This is a genomic window from Streptomyces sp. NPDC031466 (assembly GCF_055581265.1).
Map to the genome: position 1 here is coordinate 213,763 of NZ_JBVIJT010000007.1, position 14,633 is coordinate 228,395.

A 14,633-nucleotide genomic window follows, 5' to 3' on the forward strand; every position below is an offset into this window, starting at 1 on the left:
CGAACGGGCCCACTTGGGCGTGCGGGCGGGTTCCCTTCGGCGACGCTCAGCCCGCGGCGATGGCCACGAGGTCCATGAGCGAATCGACCTGGTAGTCCGCCACCGCCGCCACGTCCGGGTCGTCCGCCCACAGGTGACCCCAGGGACCACGTCGCAGGTGTGCTGTCCTCAGCCCGGCTGAATGCGCGGGGAAGACATCGTTCTGCGGGTGGTCACCCACGTACAGGATCTCCCCGGCCGGGACGCCGGCCTCCGCGATCAGGCGCTCGAAGAAGGCGGATGAGGGCTTCGCGACGCCCCAGTCCCCGGACGTGGCGATCAGGTCGGCGGGCAGTTCCAGAGTACGCAGCAACTCACCTGCCCTTACGGTCTGGTTGCCCGCGACGATGACGTGGACTCCCTGCTCGCGCAGTGCGTTGAGCGCGGGGCGCACGTCCTCGTACACATCGCTTTCATCCAGGTGCTCGCCTCGTCCCGCTTTCTCACGTGCTCGATACGCCGACGCGACGTCGAGGCCGGGCTGGAGAAGGCGGAGCGCGTCGGCGTTGTCCCTGCCCTGGGCGACCACGGCACCGACAAGAGCTGACACGGTGTGGCGTGGCACGCGGAGCCAGTCGGCCCACGACGCCCAATAGCGGTCATCACGGATGAGGGTCTCGCCCACGTCGAATGCGATGGTGGGAATCATCCGGCGACCCTAGCTTGCGGGCCGGCCAAAATGCCCTCAAACTCCAGGTCCTGGCGAACGTGCCCCGGGTGCTGTCAGCTCCGCCCGCCTGTGTCCTCACCCACCGCCGGGCGGTCGGCGCCCGAACGCATCGGGCAGGGCCGGCAGAGCCCCACCGTCGACTCACATGACGCGGGCTGCTGTGTGCGCTTCCACGCCGACACCAGCTGGGCGTATCGCGGGTCGATCCATTCGGTCCGTGATGTTGGATGACGTGGAGCTCTCCGCGCAGGCCAGACGGGAGCTGGAGGGCATTCGGTACGCAATCCGCCTCGCCGAGGCGTGAAAGGGGACACCGTGGCTGATCAGGAACTCACAGAGGTGGCCCACTTCCTGTGGGAGGCGGGCACACTGAAGGCCGCGCGCCGAACCGGCTGGTGGCTGGCGGGAGTCCGGACCCGGAGAGCGTGGCGGAACACGCATGGCGCACCTCCGTGATCGCCTCGGTCATCGCCACGCTGGAGGGCGCCGACGCCGCTCGCGCCGCGCACCTGGCGGTGTGGCACGACTCCCAGGAGATCCGCACGGGCGACGTCAACCACCTGGGCAAGAAGTACGCCGCGCCCGGTGACCCCGAGGCGGTGACCGCCGACCAGACGGCCGGCATGCCCGAGGTCCTGCGCACCGCCGTACGCGCCCTGGTCGCCGAATACGAGGCCAAGGAATCTCCCGAGGCCATCTGCGCACGGGACGCCGACAAGCTGGAGTGCATGCTTCAGGGCCTGGAGTACAGGTCCCAGGGGTACGCCGAAGCCCAACGGTGGATCGACAACAGCCGAGCACGCATCGTCACGGAGTCCGGGCAGCGGTTGGCCGATGAACTGCTCAAGCAGTCTCCCCTGGAGTGGCTGCGTGCCGCCATGGGCGAGAAGGGCTGACCCCGCCACATGACGAAGGCCCCCAGCCGGACCGAGCGAGGCCTGGGGGCCGTTGTGCCGCCCCGGATTGTTCCCATGGCGTTCCCACGGATGGACGCACGAAAAAGGGCTGACCCGTTTTCACGGGTCAGCCCTTGATCCTTCAGGGTGAGTGACGGGACTTGAACCCGCGGCCACCTGGACCACAACCAGGTGCTCTACCAACTGAGCTACACCCACCATGTCCGGTCTTCGTTTCCTTCCGACCGGCCGAGAAAAAGTGTACAGGGTCCGAAGGGGTGCTCGCGCACGCCTTTTTCCGGACCCCGTACACGGGGGCCTCGCGGGGTCAGCGCGAGGGCAGGACGTGCTTGGCCGCGATCGTCTTCGCGGTGTCCGAGTCCGGGCCGGGCTGCGGGACGAAGATCGCCTCGCGGTAGTAGCGCAGCTCGGCGATGGACTCGCGAATGTCGGCGAGCGCCCGGTGGTTGCCGCTCTTGTCCGGGCTGTTGAAGTACGCCCGGGGGTACCAGCGCCGGGCCAGCTCCTTGATGGAGGACACGTCGACGATCCGGTAGTGGAGGTACTCCTCCAGCGTCGCCATGTCCCGCAGCAGGAAGCCGCGGTCGGTGCCGACCGAGTTTCCGCACAGCGGAGCCTTCCGCGGCTCCTTGACGTGCTCACGTACGTACGCCAGGACCTGCTCCTCGGCGTCCGCCAGCGTGGTGCCGCCGGCCAGCTCGTCGAGGAGCCCCGAGGCGGTGTGCATCGCGCGCACCACCTCGGGCATGGTCTCCAGCGCCGCGTCCGGCGGGCGGATCACGATGTCCACACCTTCGCCGAGCACGTTCAGTTCCGAGTCGGTGACCAGTGCGGCCACCTCGATAAGTGCGTCATCCGTCAACGAGAGCCCGGTCATCTCGCAGTCGATCCACACCATGCGATCGTTCATGCGTCTTACCCTACGGCGCACTCCTCTGGCCGGGCAGGGGAGTGCGGCCCGACGCGTACGCGTCCGAGTGCGGCTTGCCGGGCTCGGCGGGCATGGAGGCCGTCGCCCCGAGCGCGCTCGCGGCCGCGGTGCGCCGGGTCTGGGTCGGCACCGGACCCGCTTCCACCAGCGCGGGCATGGCCTGCGAGGCCGTCGGAACGGACTCCAGCACGCGCTCGCCCTGCGGCCTGCGGGCGCGGTAGGCGGCCCGGTAGGCGGCGGGCGAGGAGCCCAGCTGGCGCCGGAAGTGGCCCCGCAGGGCGACCGGCGAGCGGAAGCCGCAGCGGCCCGCGACCTCGTCGACGGAGTAGTCGGAGGTCTCCAGGAGCCGCTGCGCCTGGAGCACCCGCTGGGTGATCAGCCACTGCAGGGGAGCGCTCCCGGTGAGCGAGCGGAACCTGCGGTCGAAGGTCCGCCTGCTCATGTACGCGCGCGCGGCCAGCGTCTCCACGTCGAACTGCTCGTGGAGGTGCTCCAGGGCCCAGGCGACGACCTCGGCGAGCGGGTCGGCGCCGATCTCCTCGGGTAAAGACCTGTCGAGGTAGCGCTCCTGGCCGCCGGCCCGGCGCGGCGGCACCACGAGCCTGCGGGCGAGCGCGCCCGCCGCCTCGTTGCCGTGGTCCGTGCGCACGATGTGCAGACAGAGATCGATTCCGGCCGCGGTGCCGGCGCTCGTCAGGACGTCCCCGTCGTCGACGAACAGCTCGCGCGGGTCCACGTGCACGGACGGGTAGCGCTTCGCGAGCGTCGGCGCGTACATCCAGTGGGTGGTCGCGGGCCGGCCGTCGAGCAGTCCGGCGGCGGCGAGCACGAACGCGCCGGTGCAGAGCCCGACGATGCGGGCACCCTCCTCGTGCGCGCGGCGCAGCGCGTCGAGTGCCTCCGGCGGCGGCGGAGAGGTGATCGACCGCCAGGCCGGTACGACGACCGTGCCCGCCCTGCCGATGGCCTCCAGGCCGTGTGGTGCGGTGAGTTCCAGTCCGCCGGTGGTCCGCAGCGGGCCCTCTTCGCCGGCGCACACGAGCAGCCGGTATCGGGGCACTCCCGCGTCCTGCCGGTCGATGCCGAACACGGAGAGCGGTATGGAACTCTCGAAGATGGGACCACCACTGAAGAGCAGCACCGATACGATCTCCCGGCGTCGGCGCCCGGAGAGCTTCCGAGCCGTGGTCTCCGGCGCTGCGATGGAGTCGTGAGTCATGGCGCTAAACCCCCCTCGGTCGTAGCGGCTCCCTGTTCTTGACGTGCTCGACGTGCTTGACGCGCTTGCCTGGCTTGTCGCTCCTGCACGTTTCCCCTCGGTCCTCCACCAGTCCCCCGCCGTAATACAGTCAAGATCGAATCTACTGTGTCCCGTGCTGCCGGGGTGACCAGTTCAGCACCCGGCAGATTGTCGACATGGCAACTTGGCGTGAAGCATTCGATCACGAAGCGTTGCACTCGTGGGCCGCACAGGGAAGTGCGCCTTCGCTCCGTGGCCGGTCCCCGTAGGGTGCGCCTGCCTTCTGGGCCCCTTTCAGCCCAGGCCGGACGAGGCTGGAGGGCCCGTTCGGCCGGGGAGATCGGCACCCGGGGAACTTGGCTGAAAAGCTACGGGAGCGTGTGTGCGAATCGGTCAGTCGACCGGCGCACCGCCCGGGCTGTGCCGGGTTCCCCGGTGTCCTCCCGTACCCGTTCTGCCGTGCCGTCCGCGGTGCCCGCAGCGCTGCTCCGCGAGCTGGCGCGCGGCGCCCCGCTCGGCCTGTCGCAGCAGCACCCGGCAGACCCCGGTGACGGCCGCCAGACCGAGGGCCGCGCCGCCGGCTCCGGCCAGCGAGATCCCGTACCCCACCAGGACGACGGGGACCAGTACGCAGCTGAACGCCGCCCAGCGGACGACGTCGCCCGCCGGGTCCTGTCCGGGGCCGCGCCGCGGCGCCCCGGGGCGCGGGGCGGGGTCGGGGCGGTCCTTGGGGGCGGTCGGGGGCGCGGTAGAGGTTCCAGGCACGGCGTGCTCCCTCGGCGGTGGCGTACGGGGTTCAACGCACGGCCGCGCGGGCGGTCACTGGTGCGGCGACCACCGGGCTCCGGACGGGTGCGCAAACCGCCTGTACGTGGCAGCAACCATTGCCATCCGGGCGAGGCTCATGCATGCTCCGGTGAACGCCGGGAGGCCCTGTGCGCGGTCCGGCGCGGGCCCGTGCGGGCTCTTCGCAGGCTCTGGGCAGGAGAGGAGTGTCGCCGTACCCTTGGGGGTATGGGGTTGGGAAGATGATTCCCGGACTACCTCCAGGTCCTTGAACTGCCGCAGCATCCGAACAGCAGACCCTCCCACAGAGGACTCCTTCGCCGAGACACCCATGGCCGGTCACGAATTCTTCGAACCCGCGGACCGCAAGCGGCAGGTCGCCGATCCGACAGCGACCCCCCGAGCGGCGGAAGAACCACGTCATGCCTGCGATCCGGCCTTCCGGCACGGTGTCGTCGTCGGCTTCGACGGCTCGACCTCCAGTGAGCGCGCCCTCGCCTATGCCATCGGCATGGCCCACCGCTCCGGCTCGGGCCTGATCATCGTGCATGTCGCCAACCGGCTGCCCACCACGGTGTGGGCGGGGTGCGAGCCGCCGGTCTTCGTCGACGTCCCGGACCACCGCACCGAGGTGCTCGGCCTCGAACTGGCCTGTGCGGACTATCTCGCCGAGGTGCCCTGGATCCTCGTCGAGCGCGGCGGCGACATCTGCCACGAGCTGGAGGAGGTCGGCCGCGAGTACAGCGCGGACGCGATCGTCGTCGGCTCCACGCACGGCATCGTCGGGCGCATCTTCGGCTCCGTCGCCGGGCGGTTGGCGCGCCGGGCGCAGCGGCCCGTCATCGTCATTCCGTGACGCATCGTCAACCGGTCGGCCCCGGCTCTTGAGGGAGCGGCTCCCCGTGTGTGCTGGTGGCACGCACGGGGAGCCGTTTCACTTCTCCTGCCGGGTCGGACTGTTCGACCCGCCGGGTCCGGCTATTCGACGGTCACGGACTTCGCCAGGTTGCGCGGCTTGTCGATGTCCCGGCCGAGCGCCAACGCCGTGTGGTAGGCGAGGAGTTGGAGCGGGATGCCCATCAGGATCGGGTCCAGCTCGTTCTCGTTCTTCGGGACGATGATCGTCTGGTCGGCCTTCTCCTGCTCCTGGTGCGCGACCGCGAGGATCTTGCCGCTGCGGGCCTTGATCTCCTCCAGGGCGGCGCGGTTCTTCTCCAGGAGGTCGTCGTTCGGGACGATCGCGACCGTGGGGAGCGCGGGCTCGATGAGGGCGAGCGGGCCGTGCTTCAGCTCGGAGGCGGGGTAGGCCTCGGCGTGGATGTAGGAGACCTCCTTGAGCTTGAGGGAGGCCTCACGGGCGACGGGGTAGCCCCGGACCCGGCCGATGAAGAGCATCGAGCGGGCGTCCGCGTAGCTCTTGGCGATCTTCTTGATCTCGTCCTCCTGCTTGAGGATCTCCGAGATCTGGCCGGGCAGCTTGCGCAGGCCCTCGATGATCCGCTTGCCGTCGGAGACCGACAGGTCGCGGATGCGGCCCAGGTGCAGGGCGAGCAGGCCGAAGGCCACCGTGGTGTTCGTGAAGCACTTGGTGGAGACGACGCAGACCTCGGGACCCGCGTGGACGTACACGCCCGCGTCGGCCTCCCGGGCGATCGCCGAGCCGACGACGTTGACCACGCCGAGGACGCGGGCGCCCTTGCGCTTCAGCTCCTGGACGGCGGCGAGCACGTCGTACGTCTCGCCGGACTGGGAGACCGCGATGTAGAGGGTGTCGGGGTCCACGACCGGGTTGCGGTAGCGGAACTCGGACGCCGGCTCCGCGTCGGCGGGGATGCGGGCCAGCTCCTCGATCATCTGGGCGCCGATCATGCCCGCGTGGTACGAGGTGCCGCAGCCGAGGATCTTGACGCGGCGCACCTTGCGGGCGTCGTGCGCGTCGAGGTTGAGGCCGCCGAGGTGCACGGTGGAGAAGCGGTCGTCGATGCGGCCGCGCAGGACGCGGTCCACCGCGTCGGGCTGCTCGAAGATCTCCTTGTGCATGTACGTGTCGTGGCCGCCCATGTCGTACGACTCGGCCTCCCACTCCACGGTGGTCGGCGAGGCGGTCGTGCGGGAGCCCTCGGTGGTGTAGGTGCGGTAGTCGTCGGCCTTGATGGTGGCCATCTCGCCGTCGTCGAGGGTGACGACCTGGCGGGTGTGCGAGACGAGCGCGGCGACGTCCGAGGCGACGAACATCTCCTTCTCGCCGATGCCGAGGACCACCGGGGAGCCGTTGCGGGCGACGACGATGCGGTCGTTGAAGTCGGCGTGCAGGACGGCGATGCCGTACGTGCCCTCGATGTGGCGCAGGGCCTCGCGGACCTTCTCCTCCAGGGTGTCCGCCTGGGAGCGGGCGATGAGGTGGGTCAGGACCTCGGTGTCCGTCTCGGAGAGGAACTCTACGCCGTCGGCGGTGAGCTTGGCGCGCAGCTCCGAGGCGTTGTCAATGATGCCGTTGTGGACGACGGCGACCTTCTCGTCCTGCGAGAGGTGCGGGTGGGCGTTCTCGTCGGACGGGGCGCCGTGGGTGGCCCAGCGGGTGTGGGCGATGCCGGTGGTGCCCTTGAAGCGGGCGGGCACCTTGGCCTCCAGGTCGCGTACGCGCCCCTTGGCCTTGACCGTCTTCAGGCCGGTGGCCTTGGGGCCGGTGACGGCGATGCCCGCCGAGTCGTAGCCGCGGTACTCCAGGCGCTGGAGGCCTTCGAGGAGCAGGGGGGCGACGTCACGCTTGCCGATGTAACCGACGATTCCGCACATAGAGGGTGTCCTAGCCGTAGATGATGCGGCGCAGCTGCCGGAGGCTCAGCTCCGGCGGCGCGACCGCGCGGTATGCGAGATCCGCCGAGATCTGTTCGAAGATCGCCGCGTTCAGCAGGCCCTGACCCTGCAGCTCGCGGTGGCGGCGACGGACGAACTCCTCGGTCGTCTCGTCGAAGTAGGCGAGCACGTCCTGGACGACCCGCAGCGCTTCGCCCCGCTGGAGCGGGGTGCTGCGGGTGAGGTGGTCCACCAGGTCGTCGTGCATTCGATGATCCTGGGGGATCTTCGCCCCTTTCGCAAGAATCCTGCCCGGAATCGGGCAGAGGTGCGCCGGAATGGGGTTCGGGTGGACTATCCCGGCGGACGCGGACTCCCGGAACAGCTCCTCCCCTCCCCTTGACCCCTTGTGGGGGCGGGGTTACCAATGGGAACCGTTCGAACGGTATGGACCACAGCTGCGCCCCCGTCGAAGGGACCCGCTCGTGAGAACGCACCCCGGAACGAACCGGACCTCGCGCCTGCTCGGCTCGCTGCTGCTGGTGGCGGCCGCCGGCGTCTCCTCCTTCGCCGCGGCCCCCGCCCCCTCGGGCCGGGCGGAGCCGCCCGTCACCCCGCTCGGCCGGATCGTCCCCGCGCCGATGCGGGTCGAGGCGGGCGGCGAGGGGTACGAGATCACCGCCCGGACCCGCATCCGCGCCGGCACCCCCGAGGAGCGGCGCGCCGGCGAGTACCTGGCGAAGGTGCTGCGCCCCTCCACCGGCTACCGGCTCCCGCTCACCGGCCGGGCGGGCGGCGACGGCATCCGGCTGCGCATCAGCGCCGCACCGCAGAACAAGGCCCTGGGCGCCGAGGGCTACCGGGTCCTGTCCACGCGCGGCTCCCTCACGATCACCTCCTGGACGGGCGCCGGGCTCTTCCACGGCGTGCAGACGCTGCGCCAGCAGCTGCCCGCCGCCGTCGAGAAGAGGACGGGGCAGCGCGGCCCGTGGCGGATCGCGGGCGGCACCATCACCGACATGCCGCGCTACGGCTACCGCTCCACGATGCTCGACGTCGCCCGGCACTTCTTCCCCGTCGACCAGGTCAAGCGCTACATCGACCAGGCCGCGCTGTACAAGATGAACAAGCTGCACCTGCATCTGAGCGACGACCAGGGCTGGCGCATCGCCGTCGACTCCTGGCCGCGGCTGGCCACGTACGGCGGCTCCACGCAGGTGGGCGGCGGCGCGGGCGGCCACTACACGAAGGCGCAGTACAAGGAGATCGTCGCGTACGCCGCCGCGCGGCACATGGAGGTCGTCCCCGAGATCGACATGCCGGGGCACACCAACGCGGCCCTCGCCTCGTACGCCGAACTGAACTGCGACGGCGTCGCCCCGCCGCTCTACACGGGCACCGCCGTCGGCTTCAGCTCGCTGTGCGTGAAGAAGGACGTCACGTACGACTTCGTGGACGACGTGATCCGCGAACTGGCCGCGATGACGCCCGGCGAGTACCTCCACATCGGCGGCGACGAGGCGCACTCCACCAGCCACGAGGACTTCACGGCCTTCATGGCCAAGGTGCAGCCGGTGGTCGCCGAGTACGGCAAGACGGTGCTGGGCTGGCACCAGCTCACGGGCGCCAAACCCGCCGAGGGGGCCGTCGCGCAGTACTGGGGCTACGACAGGACGGGCGCCGCCGAGCGCGAGCGGGTCGTGCACGCCGCGAAGAACGGCACCCGGCTGGTCCTCTCGCCCGCCGACCGCTCCTACCTCGACATGAAGTACACCAAGGACACCCCGCTCGGCCTGGACTGGGCGGGGTTCGTGGAAGTGCGGCGGTCCTACGACTGGGACCCGGCGACCTACCTGCCGGGCGTGCCCGCCGACGCGGTCATGGGCGTCGAGGCGCCGCTGTGGACGGAGACCCTCTCGACCTCCGCGCACCTGGAGCACATGGCCTTCCCGCGCCTGCCCGGGATCGCCGAACTCGGCTGGTCGCCCGCGGCCACGCACGACTGGGACACGTACCGGACGCGGCTCGCCGCACAGGCCCCGCGCTGGGACGCGCTCGGCATCGGCTACTACAAGTCGCCGCAGGTGCCCTGGCCCGCCCGCTAGGAGAGCGGGCGGGGTCGCCGGGGACCGTCCCGGCGACCCCGCCCGGGTCAGGCGATCGGGTTCTTCAGCGTCCCGATCAGCTGGAGGGCGCCCGAGGGGTCCGCGAGGTCCACCATCTGCTCGTTGTTGCGCAGCTGGAGGCGGTTCAGGCAGGACAGCGCGAACTCCGGGGCGAACAGGTCGTACCGCCGGAACTTGTCCGCCAGGTGCGGCGTCGCCTCCTGGTAGGCGGTGACGCACTCCGCGACGGTTGCCCAGAACGTGTCCTCGTCGACGAGGCCCTCGGTGACGAGGTTCGCCGACAGGAAGCGGAAGAAGCAGTCGAAGACGTCCGTGAAGATCGACAGGAGCTTCTTGTCCTCGGGGACCTCCACGCGGATGCGCTCCACGACCGGCGGAAGGACCGCGTCCGGGTCCATCACCGCGATCTCCTCGGCGATGTCCTTGAAGATCGCGCGCTGGACGACGCCGTCCTTCAGGACCAGGATCACGTTCTCGCCGTGCGGCATGAAGACCAGGTCGTAGGCGTAGAAGCTGTGCAGCAGCGGTGTGAGGTAGGCGTGCAGGTAGCGGCGCAGCCACTCGGTCGGGGCGAGGCCCGAGCGTGCGACGAGCGCCCCGGCGAAGCTCGCGCCGTCGCGGTCGACGTGCAGCAGGGAGGCCATCGTGGCCAGCTGCTCGCCCTCGCCGAGGGACGCCACCGGGCTCTCGCGCCACAGCGCGGCGAGCATCTTGCGGTAGGGGGAGTAGCGGTCGGTGGCGGCCTCGTACTCCAGGTGGCGGTAGCCGACGGCGGCGCGCTCGCGGATGATCGTCAGGCCCGTCCCGCGCAGCGTCTCGTCGGTCTCGACGAGCTGCGCGAGCCAGTCGTTGATCGCCGGGGTCGCCTCCATGTACGCCGCCGAGAGGCCGCGCATGAAGCCCATGTTGATGACGGACAGGGCCGTCTTCACGTAGTGCTTCTCGGGGGAGGTCCGGTTGAAGAAGGTGCGGATCGACTGCTGCGCGAGGTACTCGTCGTCGCCCTCGCCGAGGCAGACGAGGCGCTGCTGGGCCACCTCGGCGGCGAAGGTCACCGACAGCTTGTTCCACCACTGCCAGGGGTGGACGGGGATGAGCAGGTACTCCTCGGGGGCGAGCCCCTGGTCGGTGAGGACACGTCCGAAGCGGGCCAGGGTCTCCTCGCCCAGCTCGGCGCGGAAGAACGACTCGTGGTCGAGGCCGGCGCCCGCCGTGAACGCCGCCCGGTCCTTGCGCGCCGCCAGCCAGATCAGGCGTACGGGGCTCGCGGTCTCGGGAGCGTACGAGAGGTACTCGTGCACACCGAAGCCGAGCCGTCCGTTGTTCGCGACGAAGCAGGGGTGGCCCTCGGTCATGCCCGTCTCGATCTCCTGGAAGCCGGCGCGGGACAGCTCGGCGGCGGGGAGGGCGGGCTTGGTGAGCTTGTAGCAGGTGCCGGAGAGGGTGGAGGAGATCTCCTCCAGGTAGACCGGCAGGATGGCGTCGCTCAGGCCGAGCGCGCCTCGCAGTTCGGTGCAGAACTCCAGCATGTCCAGCGGGAGTTCGGTGCCGTCGCGGTGACGGGTGATCGACTCGGCGTCGATCTGCCAGTGGTCCAGGCGCAACACCCGGGCGGTGAAGCGGTAGTGGGTCAGGCCGTCGTCGGAGCGGACCACGTACGCGCCCGCGCCCAGCGGCTCGGGGGTGAGCAGGCGTTCGTGGGCGAACTCGGCGAGCGCCTTGCGCACGAGCAGGCGGTTGGCTGTGGCCCAGCGCTCCGGGGTCAGGTGCGCCACGGCGTCGGACAGGGTCATATCGCCAGTTCCCTTTCACGTACTGCTGCTTCGAACTGCTCGCGGGTGCAGAAGCTCAGCAGGGCTTCCTTCTCCGGCTTCTGGATGACCGCCTCGGGCCGGAACCCGACGGTTTCGTTGAGGGCGTGCACGGCCGTGTTGCGTACGTCCGGTTCGACCACGATCCGCCGCGTCGCCGGGTCGGCGAACAGCTCCCGCAGCACGGCGGTGATCACGCCGCGGGTGAAGCCGGGGATGCGGACGTCGGAGGGCGCGGTGAGGAAGTGCATGCCCACGTCGCCGGGCAACGGCTCGTAGAGGCCGACGAGTTCGACGTACCGGGGGTCGTAGCGCTCCATCAGGAACGACGGCACCCCCTTGTGCAGGCCGAGGAAGGCGTCGTGGTGCTCGGCGGCGGCAATGGCCATGTACTCGCGCTCGACGTCGGGCAGGGACGCGTCCTGCATCATCCAGAACGAGGCCTTGGGGTGCGTGACCCAGCCGTGCAGCAGCTCGGCGTCGGACAGGGGGTCGAGCGGGCGGAACGTGAAGTCGCCGCTCGCGTGGCGCTCGGCGGTCATATCAGGACTCCCTCGGGTGCCGCGAACTCCTGGAACGCGATGGACTTCTCGACCGGGTACACCTCGCGGCCGGTCAGCTCGCGGATGATGGACGCGTTGCGGTAGGCGCCCATGCCGAGGTCGGGGCTGGTGATCGAGTGGGTGTGGACGGCGGCGTTCTGCAGGAAGATGCCGTGCCCGGTGGTGTCGATGCTGTAGTTGCGCGCCACGTCGTAGCGGCCTCGGCCGTCCCAGCGGATGCGGTCGTGGACCGGCGCGAGGAAGTCGGGCACCTGGTAGCGGTAGCCGGTGGCGAGGATCAGGCCCTGGGTGCGCAGCCGGAACTCCTTGTCCTGCTCCTCCTGGCGCAGCCCCAGCGTGTACGTGCGGTCCGTGCTGTCGTAACTAGCCTCGGTCAGCGCGGTGTTGGTCAGCAGTCGGGTCGGGACGGGCCCGGTGAGGCTCTTCTGGTAGAGCAGGTCGAAGATGGCGTCGATCAGCTCGCCGTCGATGCCCTTGAACAGGCCCTTGTGCTGGGTCTCCAGGCGGTAGCGGGTCGCCTCGGGCAGCGCGTGGAAGTAGTCGATGTACTCCGGAGAGGTCATCTCCAGCGTCAGCTTGGTGTATTCGAGGGGGAAGAAGCGGGGCGAGCGGGTGACCCAGTTCAGCCGGTAGCCGTGGACGTCGATCTCGCTCAGCAGGTCGTGGTAGATCTCGGCGGCGGACTGGCCGCTGCCGACGAGCGTGATCGACTCCTTCTTCTGCAGCTCCGCCTTGCTCTGGAGGTAGCGCGAGTTGTGGATGGCGTCGCCGCCCAGGCCGTCGCAGGCCTCGGGCAGGTGCGGCGGCGTGCCGGTGCCGAGGACGAGGCGACGGGCACGGAACAGGTCACCGGCGGTGGTCCGTACGACGTACAGCCCGTCCTCGTGGGTGACCTCCTCGACCGTCGTGCTGAAGCGGATCGAGGAGAGCCGGGCCGCGGCCCAGCGGCAGTAGTCGTTGTACTCGGTGCGCAGCGGGTAGAAGTTCTCGCGGATGTAGAAGGAGTACAGCCGCCCCGATTCCTTCAGGTAGTTCAGGAAGGAGTACGGCGATGTCGGGTCGGCCAGGGTGACCAGGTCCGACATGAACGGCGTCTGGAGGTGGGCGCCCTCCAGGAACATCCCGGAGTGCCACTCGAAGTCCGGCTTGGACTCCAGGAACAGGCCGTTCAGCTCGTCCAGCGGTTCGGTCAGGCAGGCGAGGCCGAGGTTGAAGGGGCCGAGGCCGATGCCGATGAAGTCGTGCGTCGCGGGCGGCTGGTGGGGGTCAGCAGGCGCGGTCAAGGTTCTCTCCCAGGTACTGCTCGGCGTGGCCGGCGATGAGATCGAGGACAGCCGTGATGTCGGTGGTGGTGGTCTCGGGGTTGAGCAGGGTGAACTTCAGGTACTGGCGGTCGCCCACCTTGGTGCCCGCGACGACCGCGTCACCGGAGGCGAACAGCGCCTTGCGGGCGTAGAGGTTGGCGCGGTCGATCGCGGCGGGGTCGCAGATCGCGGCGGGGATGTAGCGGAAGACGAGGGTGGAGAGCTGCGGCTCGACCACGACGTCGAAGCGGGGGTCGGCGGCGAGCAGCTTCCAGCCCTCGGTGGCCAGGTCGCAGACTTCGTCGAAGAGGTCGCCGATGCCGTCGGCGCCCATCACGCGCAGCGTCATCCACAGCTTCAGGGCGTCGAAGCGGCGGGTCGTCTGGAGGGATTTGTCGACCTGGTTGGGGATGCGCTCCTGCACCATGCGGCGCGGGTTGAGGTACTCCGCGTGGTACGTCGCGTGGGACAGCGTCGCCCGGTCGCGCACCAGCACCGCCGAGGAACTCACCGGCTGGAAGAAGGACTTGTGGTAGTCCACGGTGACGGAGTCGGCGTGCTCGATGCCGTCGAGGAGGTGCCGGTTCTTGCGGGAGGCGAGCAGCCCGCAGCCGTACGCCGCGTCCACGTGCAGCCAGGTGCCGTACTGGGCGCACAGCTCGGCGATCTCGGGCAGCGGGTCGATGGAGCCGAAGTCGGTGGTGCCCGCGGTGGCGACGACGGCCATGGGGGAGAGGCCGTCGCGCCGGCAGCGCTCCAGCTCGCGGGCGAGCGCCACGGTCCGCATGCGCTTGGTCCGGTCGGTGGGGATCACCACGACGGCGTCCTCGCCGAGGCCGAGCAGCCGGGCCGCCTTCTGGACGCTGAAGTGGCCGACCTCGGAGGCGAGGATGCGGATGCGGGCGGGGTCCCGCTCCTTGGTCTCCTCGCGGGCGAGCAGCAGCGCGTGGAGGTTGGACTGGGTGCCGCCGCTGGTGAACACCCCGTCGGCGGCCGGGCCGAGGCCGATGCGCTCGCAGGTCCAGTCGATCAGGCGGCGCTCGATGAGGGTGCCGCCCGCGGACTGGTCCCAGGTGTCGAGCGAGGAGTTGACGGCGGAGAGCACCGCCTCGCCCAGGAGGGCGGGGATGACGACCGGGCAGTTGAGGTGGGCGAGGTAGCGGGGGTGGTGGAAGTAGACCGCGTCGCGCAGGTACAGCTCTTCGAGTTCGTCGAGCGCGGCGATGGTGTCGTGCAGGGGCTCGTCCAGGTCGACGGCCGCCACGCGGGGGGCGAGTTCGTCGACGGAGATGCCGCTGAACGGACGGGAGGTGGTGGCGAGTCGGGCCGCCACCCGCTCGACCCCTTCGGTCACGGAGCTGCGGTACCGCTCCGCGGTGGTGTCATTGAGCAGGTGCGAGCGCATGAACTGTCCTCCAGGTGAGGGGACTTGGCCGGGCCCTCGGGGACA

Annotated in this window: 12 protein-coding genes, 1 tRNA gene and 2 pseudogenes; 4 read left to right on the forward strand and 11 right to left on the reverse strand. The window is 70.1% G+C overall.

The features are described from left to right. Positions 1 to 46: 46 nt before the first annotated feature. Positions 47 to 688 carry an HAD family hydrolase gene (locus tag ACZ5GP_RS18950; RefSeq protein ID WP_468751935.1) on the reverse strand — a complete coding sequence of 214 codons (642 nt, stop codon included), beginning with the start codon at positions 686 to 688 and terminating at the stop codon, positions 47 to 49. A gap of 238 nt (positions 689 to 926) precedes the next feature. Here ACZ5GP_RS18950 and ACZ5GP_RS18955 point away from each other — a divergent pair. Together ACZ5GP_RS18955 and ACZ5GP_RS18960 are read left to right on the forward strand one after the other, a co-directional pair. Further along, a pseudogene (locus ACZ5GP_RS18955) lies at positions 927 to 1,013 on the forward strand (transcriptional regulator); the annotation flags it as partial. 11 nt (positions 1,014 to 1,024) lie between these two features. Then, a pseudogene (locus ACZ5GP_RS18960) lies at positions 1,025 to 1,605 on the forward strand (HD domain-containing protein). Between the two features lie 146 nt (positions 1,606 to 1,751). On the opposite strand, the gene ACZ5GP_RS18965 reads toward ACZ5GP_RS18960, so the two are convergent. The 4 genes from ACZ5GP_RS18965 to ACZ5GP_RS18980 all read right to left on the reverse strand — a co-directional run bounded on the left by ACZ5GP_RS18965 (position 1,752) and on the right by ACZ5GP_RS18980 (position 4,562). Beyond that, a tRNA-His gene (locus ACZ5GP_RS18965) sits at positions 1,752 to 1,824 on the reverse strand. A 109-nt stretch (positions 1,825 to 1,933) separates the two neighbouring features. Continuing rightward, positions 1,934 to 2,536: an oligoribonuclease gene (gene orn, locus ACZ5GP_RS18970; protein WP_468751936.1), complete on the reverse strand. Its 603-nt coding sequence runs from the start codon at positions 2,534 to 2,536 to the stop codon at positions 1,934 to 1,936. Between the two features lie 10 nt (positions 2,537 to 2,546). Beyond that, positions 2,547 to 3,776, reverse strand: coding sequence for a GlxA family transcriptional regulator (locus ACZ5GP_RS18975; RefSeq protein ID WP_468751937.1), 1,230 nt, complete (start codon positions 3,774 to 3,776; stop codon positions 2,547 to 2,549). A gap of 414 nt (positions 3,777 to 4,190) precedes the next feature. Further along, the gene (locus tag ACZ5GP_RS18980) at positions 4,191 to 4,562 is read right to left on the reverse strand and encodes a hypothetical protein (RefSeq protein WP_468751938.1); all 372 of its coding nucleotides are present in this window, start codon (positions 4,560 to 4,562) and stop codon (positions 4,191 to 4,193) included. A gap of 352 nt (positions 4,563 to 4,914) precedes the next feature. Between ACZ5GP_RS18980 and ACZ5GP_RS18985 the strand changes: the two genes are divergently transcribed. After that, positions 4,915 to 5,439 carry a universal stress protein gene (locus ACZ5GP_RS18985; RefSeq protein WP_358586801.1) on the forward strand — a complete coding sequence of 175 codons (525 nt, stop codon included), beginning with the start codon at positions 4,915 to 4,917 and terminating at the stop codon, positions 5,437 to 5,439. 122 nt (positions 5,440 to 5,561) lie between these two features. On the opposite strand, the gene glmS is transcribed toward ACZ5GP_RS18985, so the two are convergent. Both glmS and ACZ5GP_RS18995 read right to left on the reverse strand, forming a co-directional pair. Beyond that, positions 5,562 to 7,379, reverse strand: a complete 1,818-nt coding sequence (gene glmS, locus ACZ5GP_RS18990) for a glutamine--fructose-6-phosphate transaminase (isomerizing) (RefSeq protein ID WP_468751939.1) — start codon at positions 7,377 to 7,379, stop codon at positions 5,562 to 5,564. 10 nt (positions 7,380 to 7,389) lie between these two features. Further along, positions 7,390 to 7,647, reverse strand: a complete 258-nt coding sequence (locus tag ACZ5GP_RS18995; protein ID WP_468751940.1) for a hypothetical protein — start codon at positions 7,645 to 7,647, stop codon at positions 7,390 to 7,392. A gap of 217 nt (positions 7,648 to 7,864) precedes the next feature. On the opposite strand from ACZ5GP_RS18995, the gene ACZ5GP_RS19000 reads away from it, so the two are divergent. After that, the gene (locus ACZ5GP_RS19000; RefSeq protein ID WP_468751941.1) at positions 7,865 to 9,484 is read left to right on the forward strand and encodes a beta-N-acetylhexosaminidase; all 1,620 of its coding nucleotides are present in this window, start codon (positions 7,865 to 7,867) and stop codon (positions 9,482 to 9,484) included. Between the two features lie 47 nt (positions 9,485 to 9,531). On the opposite strand, the gene ACZ5GP_RS19005 is transcribed toward ACZ5GP_RS19000, so the two are convergent. Genes ACZ5GP_RS19005 through ACZ5GP_RS19020 form a run of 4 tightly spaced genes read right to left on the reverse strand, consistent with a single transcriptional unit; the run spans position 9,532 to position 14,588 of the window. Beyond that, positions 9,532 to 11,298, reverse strand: a complete 1,767-nt coding sequence (locus ACZ5GP_RS19005) for an IucA/IucC family protein (RefSeq protein ID WP_468751942.1) — start codon at positions 11,296 to 11,298, stop codon at positions 9,532 to 9,534. Further along, positions 11,295 to 11,858, reverse strand: coding sequence for a GNAT family N-acetyltransferase (locus ACZ5GP_RS19010; RefSeq protein WP_468751943.1), 564 nt, complete (start codon positions 11,856 to 11,858; stop codon positions 11,295 to 11,297). Before ACZ5GP_RS19010 ends, ACZ5GP_RS19005 begins: the two co-directional genes overlap by 4 nt. Beyond that, positions 11,855 to 13,162 carry a lysine N(6)-hydroxylase/L-ornithine N(5)-oxygenase family protein gene (locus tag ACZ5GP_RS19015; protein WP_468751944.1) on the reverse strand — a complete coding sequence of 436 codons (1,308 nt, stop codon included), beginning with the start codon at positions 13,160 to 13,162 and terminating at the stop codon, positions 11,855 to 11,857. Before ACZ5GP_RS19015 ends, ACZ5GP_RS19010 begins: the two co-directional genes overlap by 4 nt. Further along, a complete protein-coding gene (locus tag ACZ5GP_RS19020) occupies positions 13,146 to 14,588 on the reverse strand; it encodes a pyridoxal phosphate-dependent decarboxylase family protein (RefSeq protein ID WP_468751945.1) in 1,443 nt (480 codons plus the stop codon). Before ACZ5GP_RS19020 ends, ACZ5GP_RS19015 begins: the two co-directional genes overlap by 17 nt. Between the last annotated feature and the right edge of the window lie 45 nt (positions 14,589 to 14,633).